The following is a 23979-nucleotide window of genomic DNA, read 5'->3' as shown; positions in this document are numbered from 1 at the left end:
CACTATAGGCCAGCACGCGCCCCTGGCGCGCCGGCAAAGCCTTCGCGCCCCTTCCGCATTCTGAAATGGGTTCTTAAGCCGACGGCAGCGGCGCCTCTTCGCCGCTGGCGCCGAACAGCTGCGCCTTGAGCTTGGCGAGCTGGTCGCGCACTTGCGCCGCCTTTTCGAATTCGAGATTCCTGGCGTGATCCATCATGAGCTTTTCAAGGCGCTTGATCTCCTTCGAAACCTGCTTCTCGCTCATATCCTCGTAGCGGGCACGCTCCTGCGCCGCCAGCAGTTCGGCCTTGACCTCGCCCGCATCGTAGACGCCGTCGATGATGTCCTTGATCCGCTTGACCACGCCGCGCGGCGTAATGCCGTTGGCTTCGTTGAAGGCCACCTGCTTGGCGCGGCGGCGCTCCGTTTCATCGATGGCCCGCCGCATCGAGTCCGTCATGCGGTCGGCGTACAGGATCGCCGTGCCGTTCACGTTGCGCGCCGCCCGGCCGATGGTCTGGATCAGCGAACGCTCGGCGCGCAGGAAGCCTTCCTTGTCCGCGTCGAGGATGGCCACCAGCGACACTTCGGGGATATCCAGCCCCTCGCGCAGCAGGTTGATACCCACCAGCACGTCGAAGGTGCCCAGGCGCAGATCGCGGATGATTTCCACGCGTTCCACGGTGTCGATGTCCGAGTGCAGGTAACGCACCTTGACGCCGTTCTCCGACAGGAACTCGGTCAGCTGTTCGGCCATGCGCTTGGTCAGCGTGGTCACCAGCACGCGGTCGCCAGCCTCCACGCGCAAGTGGATCTCGGACAGCAGGTCATCCACCTGGGTGCTGGCCGGGCGCACGAGGATGGTCGGATCGACCAGCCCGGTCGGGCGCACGACCTGTTCCACCACCTGCCCGGCATGCTCCTTCTCGAACTGGGCCGGCGTGGCGGAAACGAACATCACCTGCCGCATCTTGCGCTCGAACTCGCCGAACTTGAGCGGCCGGTTGTCCAGCGCCGACGGCAGCCGGAAGCCGTACTCGACCAGGGTGGTCTTGCGCGCGCGGTCGCCGTTGTACATGCCGTTGAGCTGGCCGATCAGCACGTGGGATTCATCCAGGAACATCAGCGCGTCCGGCGGCAGGTAGTCAACCAGCGTCGGCGGCGGATCGCCGGGCCTGGCGCCCGACAGGTGGCGCGAGTAGTTCTCGATACCTTTGCAGAAACCCAGCTCGGACAGCATTTCCAGGTCGAAGCGCGTGCGCTGCTCCAGCCGCTGGGCCTCGACCAGCTTGCCTTCCTTGTGGAAGAACTCCAACCGTTCGCGCAGTTCGGACTTGATGTCCTCGATCGCGCGCAGCACCGTTTCGCGCGGCGTCACGTAGTGGCTGGACGGATAGACCGTGAAGCGCGGAATCTTCTGACGCACGCGGCCGGTGAGCGGGTCGAAGAACTGGAGGGACTCGACTTCGTCGTCGAACATCTCGAGCCGCACCGCCATCTCGGCGTGTTCGGCCGGGAAGATGTCGATGGTATCGCCACGCACGCGGAAGGTGCCGCGCTGGAAATCGGTCTCGTTGCGCGTGTACTGCATCGCGATCAGCCGCGCGATCACGTCGCGCTGGCTGACCTTGTCCCCGGCGCGCAGCGTCAGGATCATCTGATGGTATTCGCTCGGGTTGCCGATACCGTAGATGGCCGACACCGTCGCCACGATCACCGTGTCGCGGCGCTCCAGCAGGCTCTTGGTGGCGGACAGGCGCATCTGCTCGATGTGCTCGTTGATCGACGAATCCTTCTCGATGAACAGGTCGCGCTGCGGGACGTAGGCCTCGGGCTGGTAGTAGTCGTAGTAGCTGACGAAATACTCGACGGCGTTGCGCGGGAAGAACTCGCGGAACTCGGAATACAGCTGTGCCGCCAGCGTCTTGTTGGGCGCAAAGACAATGGCCGGGCGCCCCATGCGGGCGATCACGTTGGCCATGGTGTAGGTCTTGCCCGAGCCCGTCACCCCTAGCAGCGTCTGGAACGAGAGGCCGTCGTCCACGCCCTCCACCAGTTGCCGGATCGCCTCGGGCTGGTCGCCGGCCGGCGCGAACGGCTGGTAGAGCTGGAACGGCGAGCCCGGAAAAGTAACGATTTTGTCTTCGTCCAGGGCCGGCGCGGCTTCGGCAAGGTTTGACATAGGCAGCTAGGGGAAAAACCTGAGAAAGGGGGGCGGATACGCTAGAATCTTGGGGTTGCACAGGCCGCTTCAAGCCGTCAACGCCAGCAAGCAGGTCTGCCGCACGCCCCCCAGCGCAGTCCGAAGCATTCTACGCCTTCCCGTTTTCTTACATTGCCGACCACGAGAGTCCAAATGAGTTTGTTTTCTGCCGTCGAAATGGCCCCGCGCGACCCGATCCTGGGCCTGAATGAAGCTTTCAATGCCGACACCCGCGCCACCAAGGTGAACCTGGGCGTTGGCGTGTACTTCACCGACGAAGGGAAGATTCCCCTGCTGCGAGCCGTGCAGGAAGCGGAAAAGGCGCGCCTGACGACCGCCACCCCGCGAGGCTACCTGCCCATCGAGGGCATTGCCGCCTATGACCAGGCCGTGCAATCGCTGCTGTTCGGCAAGGAATCGCCGCTGATCACTGAAGGCCGCGTCGTGACGGCACAGGCACTCGGCGGCACCGGCGCGCTGAAGATCGGCGCCGACTTCCTGAAGCGCCTGTACCCGGCCTCCAAGGTCGCCATCAGCGACCCGAGCTGGGAAAACCACCGCGCGCTGTTCGAATCGGCCGGATTCGAAGTGGTGAACTACGCTTACTACGACGCGCCCAGCCACGGCCTGAACTTCGCCGGCATGCTGGAATCGCTGAAGTTGTACCCGGCCAACACCATCGTCGTGCTGCACGCCTGCTGCCACAACCCGACCGGCGTCGACCTGTCGGCCGACCAGTGGAAGGAAGTGGTCGCGGTGATCCAGGAACGCAACCTGATCCCGTTCCTGGACATGGCCTATCAGGGCTTTGCCGATGGCATCGACCCGGACGGCGCGGCCGTGCGCCTGTTTGCCGATTCCGGCCTGCCCTTCTTCGTGTCGAGCTCGTTCTCGAAGAGCTTCTCGCTGTATGGCGAACGCGTCGGCGCCCTGTCGATCGTCACCACCAGCAAGGACGAAGCCCAGCGTGTGCTGTCGCAGGTCAAGCGCGTGATCCGCACCAACTACTCGAACCCGCCGACGCACGGCGGCACCGTGGTCGCCACCGTGCTGAACAGCCCGGAACTGCGCGCGATGTGGGAGCAGGAGCTGGCCGAAATGCGCGACCGCATCAAGCTGATGCGCCACGCGCTGGTCGACAAGCTGGCCGCCAAGGGCGTAAAGACTGACTTCTCGTTCGTGAAGTCCCAGCGCGGCATGTTCTCGTACTCGGGCCTGAACTCGGCGCAAGTGGATCGCCTGCGCAACGAGCACGGCATCTACGCCGTCGGCACCGGCCGCATCTGCGTGGCCGCGCTGAACAGCCGCAACATCGACGCCGTCGTCGACGCGATCGCCGCAGTGCTCTAAGCGCCGCAATGTCGGGTACTGTCGACACGCCGACAGTGCCTGCCATGATGCAGGAAACAACAAAAGGCAGCTACGGCTGCCTTTTCTCTTGGTCATGCCGTTTTGTCATGCGGAATTAAGGCCTTTGGGCTATTGTCTTTTCCCGTTGCCGCCGTACCTTAGGGTATATGCTGCACAGCACGATCGTTTGCTTGCGTGCATAATCGGCACGCAAGTCCAAGATAGTGCCCCCTCCAGAAAGACGTATTACCAGGCCAGACCGCCATGCTCTACCAACTGCATGAGTTCCAACGCTCGATGTTGCACCCGCTGACCGCGTGGGCACAGGCGACCGCCAAGACTTTCACCAATCCCCTCAGCCCATTGTCCCTGGTTCCCGGCGCACCCCGCCTGGCGGCCGGATACGAACTCCTGTACAGGCTCGGCAAGGAATACGAGAAACCCTCATTCGACATCAGGTCGGTGCGCTCGAACGGGCGCGAGATCCCGATCGTCGAACAGACCATCCTGGAAAAGCCGTTTTGCCGGCTGGTCCGCTTCAAGCGCTATGCCGACGATCCGGACACCATCAAGCTGCTGAAGGACGAGCCCGTGGTCCTGGTGGCCGCGCCGCTGTCCGGCCACCATGCCACGCTGCTGCGCGATACCGTGCGCACCTTGCTGCAGGACCACAAGGTCTACGTGACCGACTGGATCGACGCCCGCATGGTGCCGGCCGAACACGGTCCGTTCCACCTGTCGGACTATATCTATTACATCCAGGAGTTCATCCGCCACATCGGCGCGGACAAGCTGCACGTCATTTCGGTGTGCCAGCCGACGGTGCCCGTGCTGGCGGCGATCTCGCTGATGGCCTCGGCCGGCGAGCAGACGCCACGCACCATGACCATGATGGGTGGGCCGATCGACGCTCGCAAGAGCCCGACGGCGGTCAATTCCCTGGCAACCAACAAGTCGTTCGAGTGGTTCGAGAACAACGTCATCTACACCGTGCCGGCCAACTACCCCGGCCACGGCCGCCGCGTCTATCCCGGCTTCCTGCAGCATGCCGGCTTCGTGGCCATGAATCCGGACCGCCACCTGTCGTCGCACTATGACTACTACCTGAGCCTGATCCAGGGCGATGCCGACGACGCGGAAGCCCACGTGCGCTTCTACGACGAGTACAACGCCGTGCTCGACATGGCGGCCGAGTACTACCTCGACACCATCCGCGAAGTCTTCCAGGAGTTCAGGCTGGCCAACGGCACCTGGGCCATCGACGGCAATCCGGTGCGCCCGCAGGACATCAAGGGCACCGCGCTGCTGACGGTCGAAGGCGAACTCGACGATATCTCCGGCGCCGGCCAGACCGCCGCGGCGCACGAACTGTGTGCGGGCATCGCGGACGCGGACAAGCACCACCTGTCCGCGTCCAAGTGCGGCCACTACGGGATTTTCTCGGGCCGCCGCTGGCGCGATGAAATCTATCCGCAGTTGCGCGAATTCATCCGCAAGTACCGGTAAACGGTCCGCCTGCCATGCAAAAAACGCCCGCACTGCGGGCGTTCTTCATTTGGGCCTGCCAATGACGCGCGAGGAACTCAGCGTCGCAGGTAGCTCAGCAGCATCTCCGTGTGCAGCTCGGCGAACCGCTCGTGCTCGTCCTGCGACGCCACGTCCCTGCCGATCACCGCGCTGATCGTGTAGCAGTTCGACAGCACGTAATAGCCCAGCGCCGAGATGGTCAGGTAGAACTGCGGGACATCGACGTTGTCACGGAACAGCCCCTGCTGCTGGCCGCGGCGGATGATGTCCGCCAGCACGTTGACGATCGGGTTGACAAGCTGGTGCAGTTGCGCCGATTTCTTCAGGTGACGCGCCTCGTGCAGGTTCTCGCTGTTGACGAGCCGGATGAACTCGGGGTGCTGGTAGTACCAGTCCCAGACGAAGCGGGCCAGCGTGCGGACCCCCGCGACGGGATCTTCGTCCGTGATGTGCAGCTGCTCCTCCGCAGCCCTGAATTCCGCGTACTGCTTCTCCAGCACGGCAAGGAAGAGCCCTTCCTTGCTGCCGTAGTAGTAATACAGCATGCGCTCGTTGGTCTCGGCACGGCGCGCGATCTGGTCGACACGGGCGCCGGCCAGGCCGCCCTTGGCAAATTCCTCCGTGGCCGCCGCCAGGATGCGGCGGCGCGTGCCCTCTGGGTCCCGTTTCGTTCTGGTCTCGTTTGACATGGGGTAAGGGTCGATGTTTGCGCGGATTATGGCACAGCCGCGCGCGCTTCTGGCCGGCTGGCCGTCGCGCATGATGGCCGGTTTTGCCCGATCGCGAAATCGGGGATAATCCGTGCGGCGCACGGCCCGCAGAGGCCGGCCCGCACTTCCGCCGGCAACCCGCCGTCGCCGCGAACCTTTCCCCTTCCCGCCATTCTTGCTGTTGTCGTGAGTTCCGCCCACACCCTCGCAGACCGCCTTGAGGCGCTGCTGCCGCAAACCCAGTGCACCAAGTGCGGCTTCAACGGTTGCCGTCCGTACGCCGAAGCCATGGCCAGCGGCGAAGCCGCCTGCAATCGCTGCCCGCCCGGCGGCGCGGAGGGAATCCGCCGCCTGTCCGCGCTGCTCGCCACCGAGCCGCTGCCGCTCGATCCGGAACGCGGCGTCGAGCACCCGCGCGCCGTGGCGCGCATCGACGAAAGCCTGTGTATCGGCTGCACGCTCTGCATCCAGGCCTGCCCGGTCGACGCCATCGCCGGCGCGGCCAAGCAGATGCACACCATCATTCCGGACCTTTGTACCGGCTGCGACCTCTGCGTGCCGCCCTGCCCGGTCGACTGCATCGACATGGTGCCGGTCACCGGCCAGCGCACCGGCTGGGACGCCTGGACGCAGGAACAGGCCGATGCCGCCCACGCACGCTACCTCGCGCGCAAGCAGCGGCTGGTGCGCGAGCGCGAGGAGAACGACGCCCGCCTCGCGGCCAAGGCCGCCGCCAAGCTGCAGGCGCTGCAGGCCGAAGCCGCGCAATCCGACACCGAGCGCGCGGCACAGGAACGCAAGCGCGCCATCATCCAGGCCGCTATCGAACGTGCGCGCCAGAAGCAGCAGGCCGCCCGGCCCGGCAATGCCGAAAGCGCGCCGCGCCCGGGGCAGGACGATGGCAAGGACAGCGCCCCGGACAACGACAACAACACCCCACCAGAACAATGAACGCTGCCAAGTCCCGTGCGCTGTTCGAGACCCTGCGCGAGGTCAACCCGGCGCCGGCCACCGAACTGGAGTACAGCTCCCCGTTCGAGCTGCTGATCGCCGTGCTGCTGTCGGCGCAGGCCACGGATATCGGCGTGAACAAGGCCACCCGCAAGCTGTATCCGGTTGCGCATACCCCGCAGCAGATGCTCGAGCTCGGCGAGGAAGGACTGATCGGGTATATCAAGACCATCGGCCTCTACAAGACCAAGGCGAAGCACGTGATCGAGACCTGCCGCATCCTGGTCGAGCGGCACGGCGGCAAGGTCCCGCCCGACCGCGCCGCGCTGGAGGCGCTGCCCGGCGTGGGCCGCAAGACCGCCAACGTGGTGCTCAACACCGCGTTCGGCGAGCCGACCATCGCCGTCGACACGCACATCTTCCGCGTGGCCAACCGTACCGGTCTGGCCCCGGGCAAGAACGTGCAGATCGTCGAAGACAAGCTGCTCAAGGTGGTGCCCAGGGAGTTCCTGCACGATGCCCATCACTGGCTGATCCTGCATGGCCGCTACGTGTGCAAGGCGCGCAAGCCCGAGTGCTGGCACTGTGTGATCGAGCCCCTGTGCGAGTTCCGCGACAAGACCGAGGCCCCGCGCGGCTGAGCGTCGCCCAAAACAAAAAAGACCCGCCGAGGCGGGTCTTCTTCATGGCGCGCGCAGATGTAGTGTCTCAGACCACGCGGCAGGCCTCGTCGAACGACAGGCGCGGCAGGCGCGGATACAGCTTGTCGCCTTCGCCGTAGCCCAGATTGCACAGGAAGTTGACTTCCCACTTGCCGTCCGGGAAGAAGGCGGCGTTGACCTTGTCGGCATCGAAGCCGCCCATCGGGCCACAGTCCAGGCCCATGGCACGCGCGGCCAGGATGAAGTAGCCGCCTTGCAGCGAGCTGTTCACCAGGGCATCGCGGGCGATCTTGGCTTCATTGCCGGCGTACCACGAACGGGCGTCGGCATGCGGGAACAGCTTGGGAAGCTGGTCATGGAAGGCCTTGTCGAAGGCGATGATGGCCGTGACCGGCGCCGAACGGGTCTTGTCCGCGTTGCCGGCCGAGACGCACTCGACCAGGCGTGCCTTCTCGGCGGCGCTCTTGACGAAAACGATGCGCACCGGGCAGCTGTTGGCCGCGGTCGGGCCGAACTTCATGGCTTCATAGACCTGGTGCAGCACGGCGTCATCCACGTGACGATCCTGCCAAACGTTGTGCGTGCGGGCTTCGGTGAACAACTGGGCCAGGGCTGCCTGATCGATCTGGGACATGCGCTCGTTCCTGTACATTGGGTGAAAGGGAACGCGAATTGTACCCAAGGGCCGCGTTACGCCGATGCAGCCGCTTTGATCAGGAAATTCAATTCTCTTGCGTCCTGGCCGGTGCGCTGGCGCGACGGGTCAGCCACAGCACGCCGGCAAGGATCAGGCCGCCGCCAACAGCTTGCGCGCCACTGATATGCTCGCCGAGCAAGGCCGCGGCCAGCGCCACCGTGACGACCGGCTCTAGCGTGGACAGCATCGACGCCTGTGCCGCCCCCAGTCGCTGCAGCCCGGCAAAGAAGGTCAGGATCGCCAGCACCGTGGACAGCAGCGCGATGCCCAGCATGGCCAGCCAGCCGCCCGCGGTCGCGGGGAATTGCGGTGGCATGCCGGCACTCAGGCGCAGCACGCTGATCGTGCCGTAGACCAGCGCCGCCGCGGCGCAGATCACCGTGGTGGTGGCGATCGCATTGACGCCCGCCGTAACGCGGGCGCCGACGATGATGTAGACCGAATAGATCACGGCAGCCGCCAGCCCCAGCGCAATGCCGAGCGGACTGCCCTCGCCACCGCCCACGGTGAGCCCCGCGCCCGCCGAGCACAGCACCAGGGCAATCACCGCCGCGGTCGTCAGGCGCTCCTTGAGGAAGATGGCCGCGAGGATCGTGACAAAGAGCGGATACAGGTACAGCAGCAAGGCCACCAGGCTGGCCTGCGCATGGTTGAGCGCACTGAAGAAGCAGAACGACTGGCCGACATAGCCGATGCCGCCCATGGCCGCCAGCGCCAGCACGCGCTGCCACGACGGCAGCCGGATGCCCCGCCCGCGCATCACGAAAGCCAGCGCCACGGCAGCCAGCGTGAAACGCACGGTCAGCAGGCCATAGACATCGGCACCTGCCTCGTAGGCGAAGCGGGCGAAGATCGCCATGGCACCGAAGGCACTCGCGGACAGGGCAATCAGCAGCACGCCGACGAACTTTTCGCGGGCGCGTTCGGAGACAGCGGACGTGGAAGCGGTCATGGAGAACGTTGGACGGCGGGCAAATGGGCCAATCCCGCATTCTAATGGCGTCGGCGCCACCAGCAGCACGGCAGCGAGCGCTCGTTTACAATGACGCCACCATGTTCAATCCGTCCCGTGAAGAAGTCCGCCGGTTCTTCTGCGATGCCTGGCAGAAGCAGCTTTCCGGCGGCGTCCTGACCCCGCTCGAAGCCATTGCCGTCGACTGGATCGGCGAGCACCCGGAATACCAGGCGCTGCTTGCCGACACCGAAGGCGCGCTGGCGCAGGACTTTACGCCCGAAAAGGGCCAGACCAACCCGTTCCTCCACCTGGCCATGCACCTGTCGATTTCCGAGCAGGTGTCCATCGACCAGCCCCCGGGCATCCGCCAGGCCTACGAGACGCTGACGCAGCGCCTGGACTCGCCGCACGAGGCCCAGCACCAGGTCATGGAGTGCCTGGGCGAGATGCTGTGGCAGGCACAGCGTACCGGGCTGCCGCCCGACGGCGCACACTACGTCGACAGCGTCCGGCGCCGCGCGTCGCGCTGATCCACGCAAGCGCCGGCGGCCAGCCCGGCCAGGCCGCCTGCGTACAATTCGTCACAACCGTCATCGGGTGCCGTGGTAGGCTTGCGCGCATTGCCATCCGCCTGCGCCGAAGTCCAGCCGGACTCGGCGCATCCCGATATGCCCCAGACGTCACAGCCCGCCCGTGCAGCCAACGGGAAGTGGAAGCGGTTCTGCCTGGTGCTTGCCGCCGCCTGGCCCCTGTCGGGCCACGCCGCGGTTTCGATGCTGCAGCCGCCCCGCGTCATCGACGGCGCACAGCCGCTCGCGCTGAGCTTGCTGATCAGCGCCGAGACCGGAACGCGCCGGTACGAGGTTCCCGATACGCTCGAAGTCACCGCCTCCGGTGATCTCCAGGCGCCCGTAAAAGTCATTCTGCGACGCGTGGAACCGGGCCCCGCCATCCTTTCCCTGCGCAAGGGCGAAAACCGGACGATCCGCTATGCCGCCGAACTGCCGCCCGGCTTGCGCGGCACGATCCGCCTGGACGTCACCGGCATTGACGCCGCACCGGTACTCGTCACGCTGAACCAGCAGGCCGCGCCTGGCCAGCCCGCCGCGGCACCGCTGGCGGCTGCCCCTGCCACGCCGGCGCATGAGGCCGAGCCCGCCGACAGCACGCCGACAGTGGTGGTACCGGTCGCCTCGGCCGCGCAGCCAGCCCCGGCCCCGGCAGACCTGCGCGACAGCGCACGCCTGTCGTTCAACGACCCGATGTACTTCATCGTCGGCGCGCACGACGGCGGCAATGCCAAGTTCCAGTTCAGCTTCAAGTACCGCATCTTGGAAGGCAGGGACCCGGCCTCCCGGCGCCTGATCGACAACCTCTACTTCGCCTACACGCAGTTCTCGCTGTGGGACCTGTCGCAGGATTCCAAGCCGTTCCGCGACACCAATTACCGGCCGAGCTTCTATTACTACCTGTCCGACACGGGCGTGCACAACGCGGCCATCAGCCGCCTGTCGCTGGCCACCGGGCTGGAGCATGAGTCCAACGGCCGCAGCGGCGACGAATCGCGCAGCATCAACACCGTCTTCTTCAAGCCGACTTTCTATTTCGGCGACCAGAACAACTGGCACTGGCGCGTCGCGCCCAAGCTGTACGCCTATCTGGAGAAAAACGACAACCCCGACATCGCGCACTACCGCGGCTACATGGACCTGGACCTGGCCTACGGCAAGGCGGATTCGTGGGAATTTGCCGCGACGGTGCGCAAGGGCACGCGCAGCTGGTACGGCAGCGTCGACGCCCGCGTGACCTATCCCCTCGCGCGGCTGATACCGGGCACCGCCGGATATCTGATGGCCGGCTATTTCGTCGGCTATGGCGAAAGCCTGCTGGACTACAACCACAAGCTGCCCTGGCAGTTCCGGCTGGGCTACGCGCTGTCGCGCTAGCCGGCGAGCGGCTTGCCCTGCGCCTTCAGGCGCGCGTTGGCCACCGCCGCGGCGAACTGGCCATGGCCGTGCCAGCCGGTGGCGCGGCCAAGCTTCTTGCCGTTGCGGAAGAACATGAAGACCGGAATGCCATGCAGGCCGAAGCGCCGCCCGAGTTCAGGATGCGCGTAGACATTGGCGTGCAGCCAGTGCAGGTCGAGCGCGCGGATCGGCTCGGGACTGGCCAGCATGGCCTGCTTCGCCATTTCGCAGTTGAAGCAGTCCACGCCCCAGAAGAACACGCATACCAGCTTGTCGCCAGCCGCGGCAATGGCAGCGTCGATCGAGGCATCGTCCACCGGCTGCATGCCGAACGCGTCAAAAGTGCGATGATCAAGGTGCGCATCGGATGGCGGTGTGATACCGCCCGCTGTATCGCTCATGGCTCGCCTCCGTGAATGGCAAGACGCCCCGGGGCCAGACTGGCCACGGGGCGTCGATGGTCGTATCGGCGGGCGCTGCCGTTCAGGCGCACTCGCGATCTCCGCTTACTTGGGTGCCGAAACCGTCACCAGCGCCGGACGCAGCACGCGATCCGCGATCATGTAACCGCGTTGCAGCACCATCACGACCGTGTTGGCGTCCTGCTCGGACGGCACCATCGAGATGGCCTGGTGGCGGTGCGGGTCGAACTTGTCGCCGACCGGGTTCAGTTCCACGATCTTGCCGCGCTCGAAGGCAGCGGCCAGCTGACGCGCGGTCAGTTCGACGCCCTCGCGCAGCTTGGCGATATCGCCCGAGCCGTCCGCCAGCGCGGCCTGCAGGCTGTCCATGACGGGCAGCAGGTTGTCGGCGAAATTCTCGATGGCGAACTTGTGCGCCTTGGACACATCGTCCTGTGCCCGGCGGCGGATGTTCTCGTTTTCCGCCACGGAGCGCACGTACATGTCGTAGTGCTCGCGCGCCTTGGCTTCCAGCGCGGCAAGCTGCGCTGCCACATCCTCCACGGCGGCAGTCTCCGGCGTGGCGGCCGCGGCGTTGGTAGCCGCTTCGGCGGCGGGCTCAGGCGTCGGGGTGGATGGCGTCTGCTTCTGTTCTTCCATGTCGATCCATATCAATGCATTGTCGCGGCCGTCCGGTGCGGGCCGCGGTGGGTAAATCGGCGTGTGTCCCGCAGATCTGGTGGCAACACGACTTATTTCAAGAGTGGTTGCAAAGAGACCCGGAAACACAACGTTACAAACACCCCCCTTGTGAAATCGACCGCTTATTGCTTTGTTGCACCGCACTCACTAAGATTCTTATCAAGAAAAATGACAAAAATACCGGGGGGCTGGAGTTGAATCACATTTGTGCCTCTTCCGAAAGGTTGGCCATGCACAAGCTGCCTGTCGTGACGCTCTGCCTGCTTGCCGCGCTGTCGGTAATGACAGTATTCATCTGCCTGTCCGGCGCTCTCACGCCGCGCGATACGGAGTATGGCAGCGGCAAGGCCGTCTTCAAGCATTACCTCGTCCAATACGTCAACGTCAACCAATAGACCACGCTGGCTGACATTGATTCTTCAACGCGGTCGCACCGGCAATTGCCAGTACGGCCGCGTTGTCGCGTTCAGCTCCTGAAATCGTCAATGCGCCGCCGGTCCCGCTTGGTGGGACGGCCCTGCAACTGCGACGACGGTTCGGGCTGGAAACGCCGCTGCTCCATTTCGGTTTGACGCCGGGCCTGGCTGGCCTCGGTTTCGGCATAGAGCGTCTGGGCCACCGGAGCCGGGCCGCGCGCCTGCGCAATGCCCTTCACCACCACTTCCCAACGCTGCTGATGGGCTTCCAGCACGATCATGTCGCCGGGCCGGACCTCGCGCGAATTCTTGCATGGCTGGCCGTTGACCGTTACCTTGCCACGCTCGACGGCCTCGGCCGCGAGCGAGCGCGTCTTGAAGAAACGCGCGCACCACAGCCATTTGTCGATGCGCAGGCGCGCATCGGGCTCGAAACTGACGTTCATGCTGCGGCTCCGCGGGTCTGCGCCCGGCTGCGGCGCGCTTCCAGTTCATGCGGATGGGGCACGTTCAGCGGCCAGCCTTGCAAGTGCTGCAGGGCAATCTCCGCCAGCGCCGCGATCCAGGCCTGGGCATCGTTCATGCACGGGATGAAGTGGAACTGCCTGCCGCCCGCCACCATGAACTCGGTCTGGCCTTCCATGGCAATCTCTTCCAGCGTCTCGATGCAGTCGGCGGGAAAGCCCGGGCAGAACACATCGACCCGGCCCGCGCCGACCTTGCCCAGTTCCGCCAGCGTGGGCGCCGTATAGGGCTGGAGCCATTCGGCCTTGCCGAAACGAGACTGAAACGTCACCTGATACTGTCCTGGCTGCAGGCCCAGCGCGTCGCCCAGCAGGCGTCCCGTCTTGAGGCACTCGCAATGATAGGGATCGCCCAGTTCCAGCGTGCGGCGCGGCACGCCGTGGAAGGACAGGATCAGCTTGTCGCCGCGCGCGAAATCCGGCATGCCATGCTGTGCCCAGTACGCGCCGACCTGCTGGTGCAGCGCCGAGATATAGGCGGGATGGTCATGGAAATGCTTCACGAAGCGAAGCTCGGGCTGGTTGCGCCACTGGCCGAGCACGCGGAACACCTCGTCGAACGCCGTGGCCGTGGTGGTGCCGGAGTATTGCGGATACATCGGCAGCACCAGCACCTGTTCGGTGCCCTGGCGGCGCAGCGCCTCCAGCACGGACTCGACCGAGGGATTGCCGTATCGCATCGCGCACGCGACCGTGACCTCGTAGCCCTGCTGGTTGAGCAGGCGCTGCAGCGCGTGCGCCTGGCGCTCGCTGTATACGAGCAGCGGCGACCCCGTCATATGCGCCTCGCGCAGCCAGATCGACTCGTACTTGAGGGCCGAGGCACGCGAGCGCAGTGGCAGGATCACCCCATGCAGCAGCGGCAGCCAGGCCAGGCGCGGGATCTCGACGACGCGCGGATCGGAAAGGAACTCCTTCAGGTAGCGCCCCACCGCCTTCGGCGTCGGCGCGTCGGGCGTGCCCAGGTTGACCAGCAGGATGGCCGTGCGCGGCGCCTGGCCGTGCTGATAAGCCGGTTCGGGAGAAAACGTCATGTCGCTTCCGATATGGCCGGGCGGCCGGATGCCGCCGGGCTGTGGAAATGGGGACGCAGACTGTGTGACCCGTCGGACGGGCCCTAGTTCTGGCTCAGGGCACTCGACAGCAGCCGTGCCGTGATATCGACGATCGGGATGACCCGCTCGTAGGCCATGCGGGTCGGGCCGATCACGCCGAGCGTGCCGACGATCTGGCCGTCCACCTCGTACGGCGCGGTGATCACGGCCATGTCTTCGAGCGGCACCAGCTGGCTTTCGCCGCCGATGAAGATCTGTACGCCCTGCGCATGGCTGGACACGTCCAGCAGCTGGAGCAGGCTGGTCTTGTGCTCGAACATGTCGAACAGCCGCCGCAGCTTGTCCATGCTGGAAGCCAGGTCCTCGACTTCGAGCAGCTTGCGCTCGCCGCTGATGAAGACGTGGTCGTCCTCTTCCTCCATGGCACTGCTGCCGGCCTCGACGGCCGCCTGCATCAATTGCGACATGTCGCGCCGCAAGTCCCGCAGCTCCACGCGCAAATGGTCGCGCACCGCGTCGAAACTCATGCCCCCGTAGTGCGCATTGAAGAAGTTCGCCGCTTCGATGAGCTGGGCGGGGGTGTATGACAGTTCGGTCTGGATGATCCGGTTCTGCACATCGCCCTCGGGACTGACGATGATCAGCAGGATGCGCTTGTCCGACAGCCGCATGAATTCGATCTGCCGGAACGACTGCGCGCGCCGCGGTGTCATCACCACGCCGGCAAAATGCGAAAGGTTGGACAAGGTCCGCGCGGCGGCGGTGATCATGCGCTGCGGGCCGAGCTGCTGGCCGCCGAGCTGGCCCTGGATCTGGCCGGCCAGCTCCGTCATTTCCACGCCGCCGCGTTCGATCGCCTTGACGGTCAGCATGGTATCGACGAACAGGCGATACCCCCGCGGCGTGGGAATCCGTCCCGCCGAAGTGTGCGGACTGGAGATAAAGCCCATCTCCTCCAGATCGGACATCACATTGCGGATGGTGGCCGGCGACAGGTCCAGCCCGGAATACCTGGACAGGGTCCGGGAGCCGACCGGCTGCCCTTCGGCAATGTAGCGCTCAATCAGGGTCTTGAGCAGCGTTTTCGAACGTTCATCCATGATGCCCCGATTTTACGCAAGTTTTACCGCTTCGGGCGCCCGGGCGGTCCCCTCCACATGGCGCGCCCGCCCCATGCTGGCAACGCTCACGGCGGTATGGTCTAATCCCCGCATGTCTGCCCCCCCCAAAACCAGCGCCTTGCGCACCCCGTTCAAGACCGTAGCCCTCGTGGGCCGGTACTCGACTGCCGGCATCGAAGGCCCGCTGGAGGAGCTCGCATCCTACATTCTGCGCAATGGCCAGGATGTCGTGTTCGAGCGCGAGACCGCGCTGGCCACCGGGCTGACCGGCTATCCCGCACTGACTGCCGAGGAGATCGGCCGGGAGGCAGACGTCGCCGTGGTGCTGGGCGGCGACGGCACGCTGCTCGGCCTTGCACGCCAGCTCGCCGGCCACAATGTGCCGCTCATCGGCGTCAACCATGGCCGGCTCGGCTTCATGACGGATATTCCGCTCGAAGACGTGCAGTCCGTGCTGCCCGACATGCTCGAAGGCCGCTACGAGGCCGAGACCCGGCTGCTGCTGGAGTCCAGCGTCGTGCGCGATGACAGCCGCATCTTCTCGGCGCTGGCCCTGAACGACGTGGTGGTCAACCGCTCGGGCATTTCCGGCATGGTCGAACTGGCGGTGTCGGTGGACGGCAATTTCATGTACAACCAGCGTTCGGACGGCCTGATCGTGTCGACCGCCACCGGCTCGACCGCCTATGCGCTGTCCGCCGGCGGCCCGATCCTCCACCCGACGCTGTCAGGCCTGGTGCTGGTGCCGATCGCCCCGCACTCCCTGTCCAACCGGCCCATCGTGCTGCCGCAAGAAGCCGAGGTGACAATCGAGGTGGCGACCGCGCGCGACGCCAGTGTCAACTTCGACATGCAGTCGCTCACCTCGCTGCTGCCGGGCGACCGCATCGTCGTGCGGCGCTCGAAGAAGACCATCCAGCTGCTGCACCCGGCGGGCTACAACTACTACGCCACGCTGCGCAAGAAGCTGCACTGGCACGAGTACCCGACCGAGGACAACCGCCTCTGAGCGGCCCACCCGTCCGCACCGACCCAACCCTTTCACCGCCACGATGCTGCGCAGCCTGTCCATTCGCGATTTCGTCATCGTCGATACGCTCGACCTCGATTTCCAGTCCGGCTTCACTGTCTTCACCGGCGAAACCGGCGCCGGTAAATCGATCCTGATCGACGCGCTGGCGCTGGTGCTGGGCGAGCGCGCCGATGCCGGCATCGTGCGCGAAGGCGCCACGCGCGCCAGCATCAGCGCCACCTTTTCCACGCACGCGGCCCTCGATGCCTGGCTCGACGAGCGTGAACTGGGCAGCGCGGACGACGGCGACGGTGACGCCCGCACCGTGCTGCTGCGGCGCACGGTGGACGCCGGCGGCCGCAGCAAGGCCTTCATCAACGGCGCCGCCGCGACGCTGGCCCAGTTGCGCGAGGTAGGCGACCAGCTTGTCGACATCCATGGCCAGCATGCCCACCAGCTGCTGCTGCGCCCCGACGCCCAGCGCCTGCTGTTCGACGCCCATGCCGGGCTGACCCAGCAGGCCGGGGCCGTGGCCGAGTCGTGGCGCGCGTGGCGCGCCTGCGTGCGCCAGCGCGAGGCGGTCGAGCACCAGTCGCGCGAAATGCAGCTCGAACGCGAACGGCTCGAATGGCAGGTCGGCGAACTCGAAAAGCTCGCACCGCAGCCCGGCGAATGGGAAGAGATCCAGGCCGAATACAACCGCCTGTCCCACGCGGCCGGCCTGATCGACGGCAGCCGCGCCGCGCTCGATGCCTTGTCCGAAGCCGACGGATCCGTACTGTCCGCGCTCAACTCCATCGTGCACCGCGTGCAGCAGCTCGCCGACGTCGACCCGGCGCTGCGCGACGTGCTCGCCGCGCTGGAGCCGGCGCAGGTACAGGCCGAGGAAGCCGCGCATTCGCTCATGCGCTATGTCGACCGGCTGGAACTCGACCCCGAGCGGCTCGACGCTGTCAACGACCGCATGCAGGCGCTGCACGCCACGGCGCGCAAGTACCGCCTGCCGCCCGAGCAACTGGCCGACGAACTGCTCGCGCGCCGCCAGCAGCTCGACGACCTGCAGTCGGCGCAGGACATCAACAAGGTGCTCGCGCGCGAGGCGGCCGCCAAGGCTGCCTACCTGACGCTGGCCCAGCACCTGAGCCTGGCGCGCAAGGAAGCGGCCCAGGCCCTGTCCACGGCCGTCACCGAGGCCATGCAGGGCCTGTCGATGGCGGGCGGCAGCTTCGTCGCCGCGCTCAACGCGCTGGAGGAAGGCCAGAGCTATGGCCTTGAACAGGTGGAATTCCTGGTCGCCGGCCACGCCGGCGTCAGCGCCCGGCCGCTGGCCCGCGTGGCCTCCGGCGGCGAACTGGCCCGCATCAGCCTGGCGATCTCGGTCATCACCAGCGAAGCATCGCCCACGCCCACGCTGATCTTCGACGAAGTCGACACCGGTATCGGCGGCGCGGTGGCCGAAGTGGTCGGCCGGCGCCTGCAGGAACTCGGGCGCGCGCGCCAGGTCCTGTGCGTGACGCACCTGCCGCAAGTGGCCGCGCAAGCCGGACACCATCTGCTGGTCAGCAAGGAAACCACGGGCGACGGGTCCGGTTCCGTCACGCGCTCGCGCATCCGCGCGCTCGATGCCGCCGGCCGCGTGGTGGAAACCGCCCGCATGCTCGGTGGCGCGACGGTGACTGCCACCACGCTCCAGCACGCCGAGGAAATGCTCGCGCAAGGCGCGCGCGCGACCGGCGGCAAGGAAGGCCGGCGCTCGCGGCGCAGCGCCGGCTGAGCCGGCCAGCGCCCTCAGGCCGCTGGCAGCCGCCGTCGCCAACTATTCACGCATTCACAGGAGCAAACCATGACCCGCCCACTGCCGTCCGCCGGTCGCCGGCGCGCCTTCGTGCCGGCACTCGCCGCCGCGGCGGCCGCCATCGCGGCACTGCTGGCGCTGCCCGGCTGCCAGGCCCAGCCCAAGGCATCGCAACCTCCGCGCGGCGCCATTTCGGCTGACCGGGTGGTGGGCGACATCATGGTCCGCTTCACCGCGCCCGACGTGAACGTCTCCGAGGAAGCCGGCAAGCTGCTCGACACCATCGAGGGGCCGATCCGCTACGTGGTCAAGCGGCCGCTGTCCGGCGGCGTGTGGCTGGTGACGGCCATCAGCGCATCTCCGGATGCCACCATGGACCAGGCATTGGCGACGTTGCGTGCGGCACCGCGCATCGGCACAGCCGAGCCAGACCGCATACTCAAGCCCAACCACACCATGCCGGTCAGCCGCGACATGCCGGCGAGCTGAGCGGCCGACTCATGCTCAGCCGGGTCAAGCCTTCGGCACGCTTGCGGAACCAGACCTGATCGTATTCGCTACCTAGCATTGTCCCGGGCGCTGGCAGCCATGCCGCCAGACTTCCCTGGGGCGCACCGGGAGGTGTTCATGCCGCACTTGTCGCACCGCGTTTCCAGGCGCAGCCGCGCCGCTGTCCTCCGATGGTCGGCCACAGTGCTCGTGGGGCTGGGCTGGGCGCTACATGCCCCGGCCACGCTGGCGGCCGACGGGGCTCGGGCCGCTCCTGCCTATACCGGCAATGTCATCGTACGCTGGCGTGATGCCACCATCACGCCCAGTGCCTCGGCCGTGAACGGCGCGCCGGGCGCAATGGCCGATGCCAAGCAGGGCGCCCCGGGCGTGGAAGACCGCCTGCAGCAGTTGGGCAGCCACTCGGGCGTCAATCTCGCCGTGCGGCGCAGCATGGCCGGCAATATGGAACTGCTGGGCACGGCCGACGGCAGCCATCCGGACCCGGAGGCACTGGCGGCCAGATTGCGCCAGGACCCGCGCGTTGCCGACGCCGTGCCTGACCGCTGGCTGCACCTGCACGACACGATTCCCAACGATCCCGAGTTCGCCTCGGCCCAGCCGTACATGATGGGAACAGGCACCGCCATCGGCGGCGCCAATCTGCCGCACGCGTGGGACCGCTCGCGCGGCAGCACGAGCATGGTGGTCGCGGTGCTCGACACGGGCACGCTGCCCCACCCTGACCTGGCCGCCAAGCTGCTGGCCGGCTACGACTTCATCAGCAACACCACCATCTCCAATGACGGCGACGGCCGCGACGCCGATGCCACGGATGCCGGCGACAATGTGCCGGTCAACTTCGTCTGCCCCGGCAGTTCCACGCCGACCACGGAGGCCACGCCCAATTCCTGGCACGGCACGCGCGTGGCGAGCGTGCTCGGCGCCCTGACCAACAACGGACTCGGCATTGCCGGCGTCGACTGGAACACGCGCATCCTGCCGGTGCGGGTCTCCGGACGCTGCGGCGCCCTGCTCTCCGATACCGTGGACGGCCTGCGCTGGGCCGCGGGCATCAGCGTGCCCAATGTGCCGGACAATGCCAACCCCGCGCGCGTGGTCAACATCAGCCTGGGCGGGGGCACTTGCACCAGCATCGAACAGCAGGCCATCAACGACGTGGTCGGGCGCGGCGTGTCCGTGGTCGTGGCCGCCGGCAACAGCGCCGGCGCGCTGGAAGCGCCAGCCGATTGCAGCGGCGTGATTGCCGTGACCGCCCATGCCAACGACGGGGAGAACGCCAGCTTCGCCAATGTGGGCTCGAACATCGCCATCAGCGCGCCCGGCGGCGGCTGTGGCAACTCCAAGGTGCTGAACGGCGCCTGCACGACCGTCGTGTCGTTTATCCGCACGCTCACGAACAACGGCACGACATCGCTGGGCGCCTACACGATCAGCAATTCGCAGGGCACCAGTTTCGCCGCGCCGATGGTATCGGGCGTGGTGTCGCTGATGCTCGCCGTCAATCCGTCCCTGACACCGGCACAGGTGACTGCCGCGCTGAAGAGTTCGGCCCGGCCGCATCCGTCCGGTACCTTTTGCACGACCAATCAAGGCGTATGCGGCGCCGGCCTGCTCGATGCCGATGCCGCGCTGAGCGCGGCGGCCAACTCTGCCGCTGCCCCGCCGGCAGCGGCGCCATCCGGCGGCGGCGGCGGTGGAGGCGGCGGCGTAACGACGCCATGGCTGGCTGCCGCGCTGGCCGTGGCCGGACTGCTCGCTTTCGCGCTCCGGCGCCGCGCCTGAGCGGCCGCGACTTCAATGCGGGGCGGGCGTGCGCCGGCCCCGCCACCACTCCTGCAGCAGCCAGCAAGCCAGGCCGGCCACGGCGCCGGCGGCATGCGCGGCGCGGACAACTCCAAAGCCCCAGGACGGCTCGAACACCACCGGCGCCAGCCATGATTGTTCCACCCACACCTTGGCGATGACGCCAAGGCTCAGCAGCACCCCCACCGCTCGCGGCAGGCCGGGCACGCGCAACACGCTCAGTGCCGCCCACAGGGCCAGCCCGTGCAGCGCGCCGGACAATCCGCCATACCAGCCGATCGCCGGCACACGCAGCAGCGCCACCTGCACCGCGATGCCGCAGGCCACCAGAACCAGCAGTGCCTCACGTACGCGCACGGCACGGCCGGCCAGCAGCAGCAGGCCCGCGGCGGCGCAGGCATCGGCAAGCCAGTGGCGCCAGTCCAGGTGGACCCACATGGCCGTCACCAGCCGCCACCACTCGCCGCCGCCACGCACGGCGTCGCGCAGGTAGAGGCCGTGCGCGTGCAGCCACGGCACGAAGCTCATCAGTGCCGACAGCCCCCAGACCAGGGCGATGGCGGCCAGCATGCCCGGCCACGCTGCACCGGGCCGGGCGAGATCAGGCTGCACCGAACACGGCCCGCCAGAGCGACACCACGCGCGAGGTCAGTTCCGCCACCTGCGTGGCGGGCACGCGGGCCTGGTCCTGCCCGTCCAGCCGCAGCTGGTGCTGCAGCGCGCGGAACTGCCGGTAGGCGTCGCCCACCTGCACCGCCAGCGTGGCGTCGATCAGGCCCAGCTCGCCGGCTTCGCGCAGCAACGCGATATTGCCGGCGTTGCGCGTGAGCTGCGGGTGGGTCCGGCTATGCAGCAGCACCAGGTACTGCACGGTGAATTCGATATCCACCATGCCGCCGCGGTCGTGTTTCAGGTCGAAAAGCTGGGTCGGGTTCGGATGCCCTTCCGCCACCTTGCCGCGCATCTGCACGATCTCGTCGCGCAGCGCGGCGGCGTCGCGCGGCTGGCGCAGGATCTCGTCGCGCAGCGCCTCGAAGCGCGCGCCGATCGACGCATCGCCGGCGCAGAAGCGCGCCCGCGTCAGCGCCTGGTGCTCCCAGACCCACGCGGTGTTGTCGCCTTCGCGCAGCTGGTAGCGGCGGAACGCTTCGAAGCTGGTGACGAGCAGGCCCGCCGCGCCATTGGGGCGCAGCCGCATGTCCACGTCGAACAGCGAGCCGGCCGCGGTATGGCTGGTCAGCCAGGTGATGAGGCGCCGCGCATAGGCCGCGTACACATCGGGCGCGCGCTCGTGCTCGTCTTCGTACAGGAAGATGATGTCCAGGTCCGAGGCATAGCCAAGCTCCTTTCCGCCCAGGCGCCCATAGGCGATCACGGCGAAGCGCGGCGTCTCGCAATGGCGCGTGGCGAGCTGGCGCCAGACCGTTTCCAGCGTGGCCTCCAGCATGGCGTCGGCCAGGTCGGAGAGCCGGTCCGCGATGTGCTCGACGGTCAGCAGCCCCTGCAGGTCCTGCAGCAGGATGCGGAAGGTCTCGGCATGATGCTCGCGGCGCAGGACGTCCATCTGCTGCTCGATCTGGCCGTCCGCGTCGAGCAGGCGCTCGGACAGGCGGCGGCGGAACGCCGGCCAGTCCGGCGCGCCGGCCAGCGCATCGCTGTCGAGCAGTTCATCGAGCAGTTGCGGATGGCGCGTCAGGTACGTGGCCGCCCAGCGCGACGCATGCAGCGTATGCGCGACGCGGTCCATGGCCTGCGGGTATTCCGACAGCAGCGAGAGATACGAAGCGCGGCGGCTGATCGCCTCCAGGAAATCGATAAAGCGCGTGATGGTGCTGTCCGCGTCCTCCTGCCTCGCCGCGAGATCCAGCGCGCGGTTGACGAGCTGGTCGAAGCGCACCCGGCTCGATTCCGACAGCGCACGGTAGCGCAGCGACGTGGCGATGGCCCGCAGCCGGTCCAGCAGGCCCGGGCAATCGGTGAAGCCCGCTTCCTGCAGGCGCTGGCACGGCGACACCTCGGTATCCGGGCCGCTCTGGTCGGGCCCGTCCTGCGTGCCGCGCGCCTGCTGGTCTTCCAGCACGATGCCGGGCCACAGTGCCTCGCACGGCGAAGCGTCGGGATCGGAGAACGTGGCCTCGAACTGCTGCGCCACCGGCTCCTGCAGCGCGGCCAGCTTGCCCAGCAACCCGGGCCAGTCGGCGCAGCCCATCATCTGCGCCACGGCGAGCTGCTCTTCCGGCGTGGTCGGCAGGTGGTGGGTCTGGGCGTCGTCGCGATACTGCAGGCGGTGTTCGAGCTGGCGCAGGAAGCGGTAGGCATCGGCCAGCTGCGCGGCCTGGGCCGCGGGCAGCAGGCCCCGGTCGACGGCAACGGCCAGCACTTCGAGCGTGGGCCGCACGCGCAGCGCCGGATCCTGCCCGCCGCGGATCAGCTGGAACACCTGCGCCATGAACTCGATCTCGCGGATGCCGCCGCGGCCAAGCTTGATATTGAATGAACGCTGGTTGACGCCGTGCCCGGGCAGGCCGCCGCTGCGCTTGGCCGCCTCGCTGCGGATCTGCGCGTGCAGCGAGCGGATCGCCGCGATCACGCCATAGTCGAGGTAGCGCCGGAACACGAAGGGCATGGTCAGCCGCGCCAGCAAGTCCGCCGTGCGCTGCGCGTGCGGCGTATCGAGCGCCGACACCACCCGCCCCTTGATCCACGCGTAGCGTTCCCACTCGCGGCCCTGCACCACCAGGTACTCCTCGAGCATGCCCAGGCTGCAGGCCAGCGGACCGGCATCGCCATTGGGGCGCAGGCGCATGTCCACGCGGAACACGTAGCCGTCGCCGGTCACGTCGGCCAGCAGGTTGATCAGGCGCCGGCCCAGCCGGATGAAGTATTCGTGGTTGGACAGGCTGCGCGAGCCGCCATGGGTCTCGCCGTCCTCGTCGTACAGGAAGATCAGGTCGATGTCGGACGAGACATTGAGTTCGCGTCCGCCGAGCTTGCCCATGCCGACCACGACAAGTTCCTGCACCTCGCCGCTGTGCTCGCCGACCGGCCGCCCGAAGGTGGGAGCCAGGTCATCTCCAAGCATGGCGAGGCCGTGCTGGATGCAAAGCTCGGCGAGATCGGTCATGGCCCCCGTGACCTCGGCCAGCGTCGCCTCACCGCGCAGGTCGCGCTCGATCGCCACGCACATGACATCGGCGCGCAGGCGCCGCAGCGCGCGCTTGACCGACTCTTCCAGGTCGGCCGACGGCTCCTGCAACGCCTTCAGGCGCTCGCTCATCCAGGCCCGGGACAGCGGCCGCGTTGCCGCGGCGGCCACGATGCCCGGCAACTCCGGCCGGGCCAGCAGCACGCGGCGCACGTAATGCGAACACGCGGCCGAGTACAATACGTGGCCCTCGAAATCGACCGGTTCCGGCCCCGTGGCAGCGGTAGTGGCGAATGCGCCGCAAGCCATGTCGCACAGCGGCCGGCCGGGCGTGGCGCCTGCGCCATCCTGGCCGGGTTGGTTTTCGGCGGTGTTGCCCACCGCGGAACTCGTCGGATCAGAGGCAGTCATTCCAGTAGCTTGAAATGCGTGAACAGATGCGGCGCCCCCGCGGCATCCCTCGCGCGTCAGGTGTTTGCAACATACAAAGG

Annotated in this window: 22 protein-coding genes; 11 read left to right on the top strand and 11 right to left on the bottom strand. The window is 67.1% G+C overall.

The genetic code is table 11. The features are described from left to right. Positions 1–73: 73 nt before the first annotated feature. On the bottom strand, positions 74–2161 hold the full coding sequence (gene uvrB / locus KHO22_RS14330) for an excinuclease ABC subunit UvrB (protein WP_211947804.1): 2088 nt from the start codon (positions 2159–2161) through the stop codon (positions 74–76). Between the two features lie 174 nt (positions 2162–2335). Between uvrB and KHO22_RS14325 the strand changes: the two genes are divergently transcribed. Next, positions 2336–3532: an amino acid aminotransferase gene (locus tag KHO22_RS14325; protein WP_211947803.1), complete on the top strand. Its 1197-nt coding sequence runs from the start codon at positions 2336–2338 to the stop codon at positions 3530–3532. 264 nt (positions 3533–3796) lie between these two features. Continuing rightward, positions 3797–5038, top strand: coding sequence for a polyhydroxyalkanoate depolymerase (locus KHO22_RS14320; RefSeq protein WP_211947802.1), 1242 nt, complete (start codon positions 3797–3799; stop codon positions 5036–5038). A 77-nt stretch (positions 5039–5115) separates the two neighbouring features. Here the strand turns inward: KHO22_RS14320 and KHO22_RS14315 are convergent, their stop codons facing one another. Next, the gene (locus KHO22_RS14315; protein WP_211947801.1) at positions 5116–5748 is read right to left on the bottom strand and encodes a TetR/AcrR family transcriptional regulator; all 633 of its coding nucleotides are present in this window, start codon (positions 5746–5748) and stop codon (positions 5116–5118) included. Between the two features lie 207 nt (positions 5749–5955). Between KHO22_RS14315 and rsxB the strand changes: the two genes are divergently transcribed. Further along, on the top strand, positions 5956–6720 hold the full coding sequence (gene rsxB / locus KHO22_RS14310; protein WP_420839602.1) for an electron transport complex subunit RsxB: 765 nt from the start codon (positions 5956–5958) through the stop codon (positions 6718–6720). Next, positions 6717–7361 carry an endonuclease III gene (gene nth / locus KHO22_RS14305; protein ID WP_211947800.1) on the top strand — a complete coding sequence of 215 codons (645 nt, stop codon included), beginning with the start codon at positions 6717–6719 and terminating at the stop codon, positions 7359–7361. Before rsxB ends, nth begins: the two co-directional genes overlap by 4 nt. 67 nt (positions 7362–7428) lie before the next feature. Here nth and KHO22_RS14300 read toward each other — a convergent pair whose 3' ends face one another. Together KHO22_RS14300 and KHO22_RS14295 are read right to left on the bottom strand one after the other, a co-directional pair. Further along, a complete protein-coding gene (locus KHO22_RS14300) occupies positions 7429–8016 on the bottom strand; it encodes a malonic semialdehyde reductase (protein WP_211947799.1) in 588 nt (195 codons plus the stop codon). Positions 8017–8104: 88 nt separating this feature from the next. Continuing rightward, positions 8105–9031, bottom strand: a complete 927-nt coding sequence (locus KHO22_RS14295; protein WP_211947798.1) for a DMT family transporter — start codon at positions 9029–9031, stop codon at positions 8105–8107. A 101-nt stretch (positions 9032–9132) separates the two neighbouring features. On the opposite strand from KHO22_RS14295, the gene KHO22_RS14290 reads away from it, so the two are divergent. Further along, positions 9133–9564 carry a DUF1841 family protein gene (locus KHO22_RS14290; RefSeq protein ID WP_211947797.1) on the top strand — a complete coding sequence of 144 codons (432 nt, stop codon included), beginning with the start codon at positions 9133–9135 and terminating at the stop codon, positions 9562–9564. Positions 9565–9702: 138 nt separating this feature from the next. Continuing rightward, on the top strand, positions 9703–10980 hold the full coding sequence (locus KHO22_RS14285) for a phospholipase A (RefSeq protein ID WP_211947796.1): 1278 nt from the start codon (positions 9703–9705) through the stop codon (positions 10978–10980). Here KHO22_RS14285 and KHO22_RS14280 read toward each other — a convergent pair. Then, positions 10977–11402: a thioredoxin family protein gene (locus KHO22_RS14280; RefSeq protein ID WP_211947795.1), complete on the bottom strand. Its 426-nt coding sequence runs from the start codon at positions 11400–11402 to the stop codon at positions 10977–10979. The genes KHO22_RS14285 and KHO22_RS14280 overlap by 4 nt on opposite strands. A 105-nt stretch (positions 11403–11507) precedes the next feature. Then, a complete protein-coding gene (gene grpE, locus KHO22_RS14275; protein WP_211947794.1) occupies positions 11508–12062 on the bottom strand; it encodes a nucleotide exchange factor GrpE in 555 nt (184 codons plus the stop codon). 272 nt (positions 12063–12334) lie between these two features. On the opposite strand from grpE, the gene KHO22_RS14270 reads away from it, so the two are divergent. Continuing rightward, positions 12335–12499 (top strand): hypothetical protein, encoded by a 165-nt coding sequence (locus KHO22_RS14270; RefSeq protein ID WP_211947793.1) that lies wholly within the window; start codon positions 12335–12337, stop codon positions 12497–12499. A 71-nt stretch (positions 12500–12570) separates the two neighbouring features. On the opposite strand, the gene KHO22_RS14265 is transcribed toward KHO22_RS14270, so the two are convergent. From KHO22_RS14265 to hrcA, 3 genes are all read right to left on the bottom strand, one after another. After that, positions 12571–12966, bottom strand: coding sequence for an RNA-binding S4 domain-containing protein (locus KHO22_RS14265; RefSeq protein WP_211947792.1), 396 nt, complete (start codon positions 12964–12966; stop codon positions 12571–12573). Further along, positions 12963–14078: a ferrochelatase gene (hemH, locus tag KHO22_RS14260; RefSeq protein ID WP_211947791.1), complete on the bottom strand. Its 1116-nt coding sequence runs from the start codon at positions 14076–14078 to the stop codon at positions 12963–12965. Before hemH ends, KHO22_RS14265 begins: the two co-directional genes overlap by 4 nt. Positions 14079–14161: 83 nt before the next feature. Further along, the gene (hrcA, locus tag KHO22_RS14255) at positions 14162–15199 is read right to left on the bottom strand and encodes a heat-inducible transcriptional repressor HrcA (protein WP_211947790.1); all 1038 of its coding nucleotides are present in this window, start codon (positions 15197–15199) and stop codon (positions 14162–14164) included. A gap of 112 nt (positions 15200–15311) precedes the next feature. Between hrcA and KHO22_RS14250 the strand changes: the two genes are divergently transcribed. The 4 genes from KHO22_RS14250 (at position 15312) to mprA (ending at position 20322) form a co-directional block, all read left to right on the top strand. Next, positions 15312–16229 carry an NAD kinase gene (locus KHO22_RS14250; protein ID WP_211947789.1) on the top strand — a complete coding sequence of 306 codons (918 nt, stop codon included), beginning with the start codon at positions 15312–15314 and terminating at the stop codon, positions 16227–16229. 43 nt (positions 16230–16272) lie between these two features. Next, on the top strand, positions 16273–18006 hold the full coding sequence (gene recN / locus KHO22_RS14245; RefSeq protein WP_211947788.1) for a DNA repair protein RecN: 1734 nt from the start codon (positions 16273–16275) through the stop codon (positions 18004–18006). A gap of 69 nt (positions 18007–18075) precedes the next feature. After that, positions 18076–18516, top strand: a complete 441-nt coding sequence (locus KHO22_RS14240) for a hypothetical protein (protein ID WP_211947787.1) — start codon at positions 18076–18078, stop codon at positions 18514–18516. Between the two features lie 138 nt (positions 18517–18654). Then, positions 18655–20322, top strand: coding sequence for an MprA protease, GlyGly-CTERM protein-sorting domain-containing form (gene mprA / locus KHO22_RS14235; RefSeq protein WP_211947786.1), 1668 nt, complete (start codon positions 18655–18657; stop codon positions 20320–20322). A gap of 12 nt (positions 20323–20334) precedes the next feature. Here the strand turns inward: mprA and rrtA are convergent, their stop codons facing one another. Beyond that, positions 20335–20913 (bottom strand): rhombosortase, encoded by a 579-nt coding sequence (rrtA, locus tag KHO22_RS14230; protein WP_211947785.1) that lies wholly within the window; start codon positions 20911–20913, stop codon positions 20335–20337. Between the two features lie 31 nt (positions 20914–20944). Next, positions 20945–23797 carry a bifunctional [glutamate--ammonia ligase]-adenylyl-L-tyrosine phosphorylase/[glutamate--ammonia-ligase] adenylyltransferase gene (gene glnE, locus KHO22_RS14225; RefSeq protein ID WP_460483757.1) on the bottom strand — a complete coding sequence of 951 codons (2853 nt, stop codon included), beginning with the start codon at positions 23795–23797 and terminating at the stop codon, positions 20945–20947. Positions 23798–23979: the final 182 nt, after the last annotated feature.

This window comes from Cupriavidus yeoncheonensis, assembly GCF_905397275.1.
In the GTDB taxonomy this organism is placed as follows: domain Bacteria; phylum Pseudomonadota; class Gammaproteobacteria; order Burkholderiales; family Burkholderiaceae; genus Cupriavidus; species Cupriavidus yeoncheonensis.
The sequence above is the reverse complement of the archived record's forward strand: the minus strand, read 5'-3'. Positions and strand labels throughout refer to the sequence as shown.